An 8,782-nucleotide genomic window follows, 5' to 3' on the forward strand; every position below is an offset into this window, starting at 1 on the left:
GCTCCTGCAGACGATCCGCGCCGCCTTCAGCCAAGCCACGTTCCTGCAGACGATCCGCACCGCCTTCAGCCAAGCCACGTTCCTGCAGACGATCCGCACCGCCTTCAGCGACAACGGGGTGAGCAAAAGCGTTTGCAGCGAGTACTGAGAACGCGAGGCTAAGCAAAAGTTGGCGTTTCATGGGGGTGTGCTCCGAGTGTTTTAGTTGGGTGCCGTTTGGCATGGGTTTGATGTTACGCGTTGGTTTTTTTAAGAGAACTTCATTGCGCTGATGGTGACTATCGACGCCAGCGATGGTCCGTTATCGACGGGCCATCGTGGACACGGTTATGGCATCTGCGGCCGTTCCTGAGGGCGCAGGTCAAATACCAGCACCTCGGCCTCTACGCCTTGACCCCGCCCAGGCGTTTATTGCCAAGTAACCCGTTCTTGAACAGGTAGGTAATCCCTTGTGGTGCTGCGACGGGCCGGTTATAAAACAGGCCATCGTCCACCGAGAAGCGACAATGAACCCCTTCGAAGACATGCGCCTGTTCTGCCAGGTCATGGAGTCCGGCAGCTTCACCGCCGCCGCCGAGCAATTAGGCCTGTCCAAGCAGTTCGTCAGCCGCCGCCTGATCCAGCTGGAAGATCGCCTCGGCGTACGCCTGCTCAACCGCTCCACGCGCCGCCTCGACATCACGCCACTGGGCCAGAGTTACTACGAATCCGCCATGCGCTTGCTCAATGACGTCGAGCAAGTGGAGCAGGGCATTGCCGGTCAGAACAGCGAACCGCGTGGCACCCTTCGCCTCAGCGCGCCGCTTTCGTTTGCCATGGCCCACCTGGGCTGCCTGTTGCCTTCGTTCCTGCAACGTCACCCGCACGTGTCGGTGGAAGTCGACCTGAGTGACCGCCCGGTGGACCTGATTGGCGAAGGCTACGACCTGGTGTTGCGCATCGGCACGCTTGAAGACTCCACCCTGATCGCGCGGCGCATCGCCAGCGTGCAGCGGGTGTATTGCGCCAGCCCCGAGTACTTGGCCCTGCGCGGCACGCCGCTCAAGCCCGCAGATTTGGCCGACCACGATTGCCTGCCCTACGGCCACGGCCGCCAGGTGCAATGGCGTTTCCAGACCAAAGGCAAGTTGCACGCGGTGAATGTCAGCGGGCGGATGCGCGTGAACAACGGCGAGTTGCTGCGTGACACGGCGATAGCCGGGCTGGGCATCACCTACCTGCCGACGTTTATCGTCGCCGAGGCATTGAGGGACGGGCGTTTGGTGACAATTCTGGAAGACTTCGCCCCCCAAGCCCTGACCCTGTCGGCGGTGTATCCCCAGCACCGGCAAAGCGCCAGGCCGGTGCAGGCGCTGGTGGAATTCTTGCGTGAACGCCTGGCGGGCGGCTGCTGAGTCACTGACACAACACAGAGCACATTGTGTTAGCTGTGCGGCTCAGAGGTTGACGCGGTTGGCCAGCCTTGAATCGGCCACCGCCAAGCGCGCCAATGAGCTGCTGGCGCAGGTCAGCACATCACGTTCGGCGGCTGGCACCTTGGCCAACGCTTCGGGCAATTGTGCACGCAAGGCCCAGCGGGCGCCCGGGATGTGGTGCTTGACGTAATTGACGCTCGGTGTGAAACCCAGCACCGGCACGTCCCAGCCCAATTGCGCGAGCCAGGAGGCGGACATGGTCGAGGGTGACCGGGTTGCCATCGGCCAGGGTCCGGTGTCGTTCACCGCCAGGCCTATGCCGAGGTTGTTCGAGGTGTAGGAGGGACACCTCATTGCACAATCACAGCATGCTCAAGGGGTGCGTACGGCGTTGAGCAGCAACGCCTCGAACACTCGCTGCAGCTGCGCCTCATCACTGTGGGCCACATTAAAACGCATCGAGTTGAGGTGCGCCGGGTCGTAGCCGAACAACGCGCCCGGCGCCAACACCATGCTGTGTTTCAACGCCTCCTGGGCCAGCAGCTCGCCGTTCACACCCGGCGGCAGGCGCGCCCAAATAAACATCCCGCCTTCATACGGCATCGGCAGCTCGCAGCCACAACGCTTGAGCCATTGCTCGACGCGCCCTGCGGATTCTATCAAGCGCTGCACCATGCGCTTGCGGTGCTTGGCATAGCTGCCTTCGCTGAGCATGCGGTAGACGATCTGCTCGAGCAGTTCCGAGGTCACGCCGCCGCTCATCAACTTCATGTTGGTCAGGTTCGCCGCCAGTTGCGGCGCGGCCACCACGTAGCTGACGCGGCTGTTGGCACTGAGGATCTTGGAGAAGCCCGACAAGTAGGTGACCTGGCCCAGGCCGGCGAGGGCGGCCAGGCGCGGTGGCGGGTTGGGGTGCAGGTCGCCGTAGAGGTCATCCTCGACGATATGGCAGTGGTATTGCTGGGTCAGTTGCAGCAGGCGAAACGCCTGGCTGGGGCTGAAGGAGTGCCCGGTGGGGTTATGCAGCACGCTGGTGGTCAGGTACAAGCTGGGGCGGTGCTCAGCCAGCAGGTGTTCAAGGGCGGCGAAGTCAAAGCCGTCGGGGCGCCGCTCGATCGTCACCACCTTGACGCCATGCAGGGCGAGGTTGGCGTGGAAGTTGAAATAGCAGGGCGCATCCAGCAGCACCGTATCGCCGGGGCGTGCGAGCAGGCGCATGAGCATGTCCAGGCCCTGTACGGTGTTGGGCGTGGTGATGATGTGTTCCACCGGCACGGACAGTCCTTCGGCGTGCAGTTTCTGTTGCAAGGCCTGGCGCAACGGTAAAAAACCGGCGGGTGTGCCCAGCCCGGCGATGCGTAACGATGGCGCGCGCACCACGCTGCGCATGGCTTGGCGGATGGCCTCGCCGTTCAGCCAGTCTTCCGGCAAGTGGCCACTGCCGGGGCGCAGCTCGCCGCTGGCGGTGACCAAGGGGCGGCGCAACACGCTGAGTAAGTCCTGGGGTAACAGGTCGACCCAGGTCACCGAAGCAGGGCGGGCGGTGTCCACCGCCACAAAGTGGCCGCGACCTTGGCTTGAGGTCAGCAGGTTGCGCCCACGCAGGCGGTCCAGCGCCTCATTGAGGGTGAACTTGCTGACGCCCAAGGTCTGGGTCAATTCACGCACCGATGGCAACTTGCTGCCCGGTGCCCACTCACCGTTCTCGATGGCCTGGCTGAACGCCTCGACAATCTGCTGCACCTTCGGCGTGCCTGGCTCAAAAGCGATGGCGGATACAAACATAAGTCTTCCTGGTTTTTTCGGAGATTTTACCGGTCATTTTTACCGGTGAAGTTAGGCCGGATTAGGCATGACTTTACCTGCCTTACGCAAGGTTACCGCCCTAGACTGCGCGTCATTGAGGACAGGAATCACGCCATGCATGGCCAACTGATCAACCCCGGCGCGCCGTTTTGTATCGCAGTGGCCCAGCACAAATACCTGGGCGCTGAAAAAGGCCTGCAAAGCGCCATTGAAGGTGGCTGCACCCACTGGTACATCGACGGCAGCCTGCCAGGCGAAAGCGTTGAGGACTGGACCGATGCGCGCATCACCCGCCTGCAGGAGAAGATCGCAGTCAGCGGCGTTCAGCCGCTATTGCACAGCAACTTCAAGGCGCCGCTGGGCAGCGATGTCGGGGCTTTCCGCGCGGCGGCCGTGAAATACGTGGAAAAAGAGATCGATATTGCCAGCCGTTTGGGGGCGCCGTTGATCATCCACGGCGGCTGCCTCATCGGGCCGCAAAGGGTGCCCGAGGCCAAGAAGGTAGCGTTGGAACACTACTTGAAGTCGGTGCAGAAACTGGCGCGGTATGCCGAGGGCAAAGGCACGGACATCTACGTGGAGAGCCTGTCCAACTACGTCAACTACCGAATTTTCACCGATGAAGCGCAATTCGCCAGGGTGTTCGAGCACCTGCAAGCGCACCGCAACGTCTACTGCTTGCTCGACGCCGGGCATGCCCACATCGATAGCGGTTTGCCCGCGCAGGTGGTGCGCACGTATCACGCCCTGATCAAAGGCATTTCCTTTAGCAACAACCCGGCTGTGCACGACACCGGCAACTGTGACTGCGCCGATGTGGTGAAGGCCATCGCCGACACCCACTGGAAAGGCCTGGTGGGATTTGACACCGGTCATCAGACCGCGAGGGCCGCCCTGGCTGAGCTGGCGTTGATGTATCGCAAAGCCCTGTCCACCCCAATCACTGATGCCTGACGGGTTTCGGGGCGGGTTTGCATTCACTGTTGTTTCTTCCAACCAAGGTCCAGTCATGACAAGTGCGTTAACGCTTTCTTCGTTTCTCTACTTTCTGCTGTTTTGCGCCACCATGACCTTCAGCCCCGGGCCGATGACCCTGCTGCTGTTGGGCCTGGGCTTGAAGGACGGGCTGCGCAGCTCGATCCCGGCGCAGCTCGGCGCCAGTGTGTCGTACCTGATTTCGATCCTGATCTTTGCCGTGGGCTTTTCGGAGTTGATCAAGGGCAATCTCGCCATCACCCAGACCCTCCAGTGTGTGGGTGTGGCCTACATCCTTTACCTGGCCTACAAACAGTGGACCAGCAGCGGTGTGTCGATCAACCGGGGCGCTGGCGTGGAGGGCGCGCGTAGCCTGTTCGGCAAAGGTCTGTTGACTGGGTTTTCCAACCCCAAGACCCTCATCATGTTCAGCGTCGTATTCCCGCAGTTTGCAGGCGCCGGGGAGCACACATCTGCGGCGGATATCGCCATCCTCGGGCTGACGTTCCTGACCCTGCAATGTGCCAGTGGTTGCCTGTACTGCTATTTCGGCCAGCGTATCAAGCACGTGCTGGAAAACCCCAAGCGGCGGGTGTTGTTGCAGCGGGTCACGGCGCTGCTGTTGCTAGGTGTGGCGTTGATGTTGGCGCGCGGTTTTTCGCACTGATGCGCTTTAGCACGGGGTTATGAGCGGTAGTGGCGCATTGCCGTTGCCCTGATAGACTCCAGGCATTCATCCAGGATCACACCAGACCATGTCAGCCGCCGGAGCAAATGGACTTGCGCTCGCTTCACGGTTGTATAAATCGCGCGCCCTGGGGTTGACGCTCGGCTTTGTGTGCGTGGTGTTTGGCATGTACCCCTTGCATCCACCGGCGTGGGTGTGGGCGTGGATGGTGATCAACGCCTTCGTCTGGCCGCACATTGCCTATCAATCGTCGCGCCGGGCCAGCAACTCACTGCGCAACGAACGGCGTAACCTGCTGTTCGATTCCTTTTGCGGCGGCTTTTGGGTCGGCGCCATGCACTTCAACCCGCTGCCCAGCGTCACCACGCTGTCCATGATGACCATGAACAACGTCGCCATCGGCGGGCCACGCTTTATGCTGGCCGGTTGGGTGGCGCAGGCCTTGGGCCTCGGCACGTCGTTGCTGCTGTTCGCCCCGGCGTTCATCGCTGTGACCTCCGAGGCACAGCTATACGCCTGCCTGCCGATCTTGATGTTGTATCCGCTGGCCTTGGGCTGGATCTGCTACCGCCAGGCCGTGACGCTGGCCCGACACAAACGCGAATTGCTGGCCCTGAGCCGCACCGACAGCCTGTCCGGCCTGCTCAATCACGGTGCCTGGAAGGACCATCTGGACATCGAATTCCAACGCTGCCGTCGCGAACAGGTGGGCGCCGCCATTGCGCTGATCGACATCGACCATTTTAAAACCATCAACGATACCTACGGCCACGTCACCGGCGATATCGTGTTGCGCCAACTGAGCAAAGTGCTGCGCCAGAACCTGCGCGCCACCGACCTCGCCGGGCGCTATGGCGGCGATGAGTTCTGCGTGATCCTGCCGGACATGCCCCTGCACCGCGCCACCGAAGTGATGGAAGCGTTGCGCGATCGCTTCAACGCCTTGGCGTATACCCAAGACCCGACGTTGCGCGCCAGCTTGAGCATCGGCCTGGCGCCGTATCAAGCTGCGCATGCCGATTCCACCAGTTGGCTCAACGACGCTGACCAAGCGTTGTACGAGGCCAAGAGCAGCGGGCGTAACCGCGTGAGTTCGGTGCAGGGGAGTTGGTTGCGTTCGGTCTAGTGGGGTAGGGTGTTTCAGCCCCTCCCAACAACAAAACAAGGATCGGTTTATGCTCTTCACCTTCTCCCGTACCCTCCTGGCCGCGACCCTGGCCTTGTCCTTCGCCGTGCCGGCCTACAGCGCCGAACCCCACAAGCAGATCCAGGCCGATTCCGAACAGTACAAGGCCGACGCCTTGAAACTGCTCGAACGCCTGGTGAATATCGATTCGGGCTCCGGCTACGAGCCCGGCTTGACCCAAGTGCGCGACATTGCCGTGGATGAATTGAAGCAGTTGGGTTTCAGCATCGAACGGGTGCCCGACAAAGCCGCCAACAGCAGCCATGTGATCGCCACCCTCAAAGGCACCGGCAAAGCCAAGATCCTGCTGATGGCCCACATGGACACCGTGTTCAAGGAAGGCTCGGCCGCCGAACGCCCGTTCCACATCAAGGACGGCCGCGCTTACGGCCCCGGCGTGATGGATGACAAAGGCGGCATCGTCGCCGGCATCTACGCGCTCAAAGTCCTTAAAAACCAGGGCTTCAAGGACTACGCCCACATCACCTTCCTGCTCGACGCCAGCGAAGAAACTGGCTCCGAAGCCGCCTCCGAGCTGATCCGCACCACCGCCAAAGACCACGACGTCACCCTTAATCTCGAACCCGGCCGCCCAGCCGACGGCCTGGTGGTCTGGCGCAAAGGCAGCGCCACCGCCGTGGTCGAAGTCAAAGGCAAAGCCGCCCACGCCGGCGTCGCCCCGGAACTGGGCCGCAACGCCGCCATGGAAGCGGCGCACCAGATCCTGCAACTGGGCAAACTCGGCGATGAAGAAAAGAAAACCACCATCAACTTCACGGTCATCAAGGCCGGTGACCGCACCAACGTCATCCCCGACCAAGCCACTGCCAAGGCTGATGTACGCGCGGCATTGCCGGAAGAGTTTGATCGGATCGAGAAAGACCTGGCCCGTGTATCAGCGAATAAGTTGATCCCGGACACCGAAGTGAAGACCCGTTTGCTACGCGGTTTACCGCCAATGCCGCAGACGCCGGAGTCGGACAAGTTGGTGGCAATTGCCCAGGGAATCTATGGGGAACTGGGGCGTAAGTTGACCATTGAAGGCAGCGGCGGGGCAGCCGACGCAAGCTTGTCGGCTGGGGTAGGGACGCCGACGTTGGATGGGTTCGGGATTGTCGGTGGCAACATACATACGCCAGAGGAGTATGCGGAAGTGGAGAGTGTGGCACCGCGGATTTATCTGCTTAGCCGGATGATCATGGAGCTTTCCAAGCGGTGATTGGGTCGCGGGGTTCCTCCAGGCTCTACGGGTGGGCCTGATTCCATGGTGAGCAGCCTTGTTGTGGCAAGCCTGCTCGCCACAGTGTTTGACGGCGCGTCAGTGAGGCAGGTGGTATTCACCATGTGGACTGGTCTTCGAGGCTGGCTTTTTGGAGGTCGTCTTTCCAAATAATCTGTGCGAGCTGGTAAACATCATTTAAAAAGTCCCTAGGACTCTCCAGCTCGTACCATTCCGCTCTTGGCCATGAAGCGGCCTCGTCTTCGCCAATCGTGAATAAACTTTGAAAGTCATAATTCTCAGCATCCAGGCTGCTTTTTAGGGCCTGAATCAAAGCGAATTTATGTCTGTAGGAAAGGTAATCCAAATTCAACGCGTGATTTCTTATGAGCACCTCTCTGCTCAATTTTTCATTCGGGTTGTATTTTTCTAGCTCTTTACCAAGCTCGTGCTCTCGATCATAAACATCAAATACGCCTATAAGCCATTTGAGGTTGGGATCGAATGGTTCATTTAGGAACGGATCTTTCAACATTACTTTTTCTCCGCAGGAAAGGCAGTAAATGGCCTGTCGTTATCTTTTTTATCGAATTTCACCTCGAACCAATCCAGGTCTTCATTAAGGTGTGGGTTTGCAGCGTCTGCTTTGTTAGGTCGATAGCCTCGTCCTGCTCCAGGTAATTGCAGCTTGAGTGTGGGGTTTTGATTGTGGTCTTTTCCATTGAAGGGCTCTAATCCAAGCGATTTGCGTGTCAACGCTTTGTTCAAAGCGCTTAGTTGCATTTTCCAACTATGAAACTGGGAGCTTAAATTTCCCTTCGCGCCTGGCTTTTGTAATCCAGTTCTTGGGTCGGTTCCATCAATTGCCCTCTGTTTCAGCGCCGGATCAGTGATTTCGGGACCGTGTTTGGCGACAGTATGCATGTCATATCTATCTTCTAACTCCAACACACGCCGTTTGGCGTTTGCCTCAGCTAGTGCATCTATTCGCGCCTGTCGATGTTCCTGTGACAGTTGCGGTATTGCTGGTTGTCGCTCATCAACCTTCGTTTTTCCAACCGGATTCTCGAACCCTGTAGTGGGTTTACAACCATCCCCACCTGGACACGAGTTCAACCCCAGTGGATCTACCCATCCCGTTGGATTGGGCACGTATTGGTACGCATTGATCCCACCCGCCAGCTTCACTGGGTCGGGCGTGAGGTAACGACCAATATCTGGATTGTAGTAGCGATGTCGGTTGTAGTGCAGCCCGCTTTCTTGGTCGAAGTATTGGCCTTGGAAACGCAGCGGGTTGTCGACTTTACTGATGTCGAGGCGAGCAATGTCACCGTAGGCGCGGTAATGTGCGGACCAGACGATTTCACCGTCGGGCGCGGTGAGTTCTTGCGGGGTGCCGAGGTGGTCGAGTTGGTAGTGAAAGGGCTGGGTGTCTTTCGGCCCGAAACCTTCCAGCAATGCCAGAGGCCGGAAGCTGTCCGGTTCGTAGAGGT

Annotated in this window: 8 protein-coding genes and 1 pseudogene; 5 read left to right on the forward strand and 4 right to left on the reverse strand. The window is 59.6% G+C overall.

Annotated features, from left to right (window positions below):
• Positions 1-506: 506 nt before the first annotated feature.
• A complete protein-coding gene (locus tag E0F99_RS27050) occupies positions 507-1,394 on the forward strand; it encodes a LysR family transcriptional regulator (protein WP_083358969.1) in 888 nt (295 codons plus the stop codon).
• A 72-nt stretch (positions 1,395-1,466) separates the two neighbouring features.
• On the opposite strand, the pseudogene E0F99_RS27055 reads toward E0F99_RS27050, so the two are convergent.
• Positions 1,467-1,685, reverse strand: a pseudogene (locus tag E0F99_RS27055) (rhodanese-like domain-containing protein); the annotation flags it as partial.
• 102 nt (positions 1,686-1,787) lie between these two features.
• Complete coding sequence (locus E0F99_RS27060; protein ID WP_083358968.1) at positions 1,788-3,200, reverse strand: aminotransferase-like domain-containing protein; 1,413 nt, start codon at positions 3,198-3,200, stop codon at positions 1,788-1,790.
• Between the two features lie 135 nt (positions 3,201-3,335).
• Between E0F99_RS27060 and E0F99_RS27065 the strand changes: the two genes are divergently transcribed.
• The 4 genes from E0F99_RS27065 (at position 3,336) to E0F99_RS27080 (ending at position 7,289) form a co-directional block, all read left to right on the forward strand.
• Positions 3,336-4,175 carry a sugar phosphate isomerase/epimerase family protein gene (locus tag E0F99_RS27065; RefSeq protein WP_083358967.1) on the forward strand — a complete coding sequence of 280 codons (840 nt, stop codon included), beginning with the start codon at positions 3,336-3,338 and terminating at the stop codon, positions 4,173-4,175.
• Positions 4,176-4,230: 55 nt separating this feature from the next.
• The gene (locus E0F99_RS27070) at positions 4,231-4,863 is read left to right on the forward strand and encodes a LysE family translocator (RefSeq protein WP_083358966.1); all 633 of its coding nucleotides are present in this window, start codon (positions 4,231-4,233) and stop codon (positions 4,861-4,863) included.
• A gap of 88 nt (positions 4,864-4,951) precedes the next feature.
• Entirely contained in the window at positions 4,952-6,010 is a 1,059-nt protein-coding gene (locus tag E0F99_RS27075) for a diguanylate cyclase (RefSeq protein WP_083358965.1), read from the forward strand.
• Between the two features lie 49 nt (positions 6,011-6,059).
• Positions 6,060-7,289, forward strand: a complete 1,230-nt coding sequence (locus tag E0F99_RS27080) for a M20/M25/M40 family metallo-hydrolase (protein WP_083358964.1) — start codon at positions 6,060-6,062, stop codon at positions 7,287-7,289.
• Positions 7,290-7,407: 118 nt separating this feature from the next.
• On the opposite strand, the gene E0F99_RS27085 is transcribed toward E0F99_RS27080, so the two are convergent.
• Both E0F99_RS27085 and E0F99_RS27090 read right to left on the reverse strand, forming a co-directional pair.
• Positions 7,408-7,824: a hypothetical protein gene (locus tag E0F99_RS27085; RefSeq protein ID WP_083358963.1), complete on the reverse strand. Its 417-nt coding sequence runs from the start codon at positions 7,822-7,824 to the stop codon at positions 7,408-7,410.
• On the reverse strand, positions 7,824-8,782 hold a 959-nt coding region (locus E0F99_RS27090), incomplete at its 5' end, for an RHS repeat domain-containing protein (RefSeq protein ID WP_207303103.1). The genes E0F99_RS27090 and E0F99_RS27085, both read right to left, overlap by 1 nt.

The sequence above is a fragment of the Pseudomonas antarctica genome, assembly GCF_900624995.1.
GTDB classification, from domain to species: Bacteria; Pseudomonadota; Gammaproteobacteria; order Pseudomonadales; family Pseudomonadaceae; genus Aquipseudomonas; species Aquipseudomonas antarctica.

Coding starts and splice junctions, on each gene's coding strand:
- E0F99_RS27085 (WP_083358963.1), bottom strand. CDS start 7,824: ATGTTGAAAGATCCGTTCCTAAATGAACCATTCGATCCCAACCTCAAA.
- E0F99_RS27080 (WP_083358964.1), top strand. CDS start 6,060: ATGCTCTTCACCTTCTCCCGTACCCTCCTGGCCGCGACCCTGGCCTTG.
- E0F99_RS27050 (WP_083358969.1), top strand. CDS start 507: ATGAACCCCTTCGAAGACATGCGCCTGTTCTGCCAGGTCATGGAGTCC.
- E0F99_RS27060 (WP_083358968.1), bottom strand. CDS start 3,200: ATGTTTGTATCCGCCATCGCTTTTGAGCCAGGCACGCCGAAGGTGCAG.
- E0F99_RS27070 (WP_083358966.1), top strand. CDS start 4,231: ATGACAAGTGCGTTAACGCTTTCTTCGTTTCTCTACTTTCTGCTGTTT.
- E0F99_RS27065 (WP_083358967.1), top strand. CDS start 3,336: ATGCATGGCCAACTGATCAACCCCGGCGCGCCGTTTTGTATCGCAGTG.
- E0F99_RS27075 (WP_083358965.1), top strand. CDS start 4,952: ATGTCAGCCGCCGGAGCAAATGGACTTGCGCTCGCTTCACGGTTGTAT.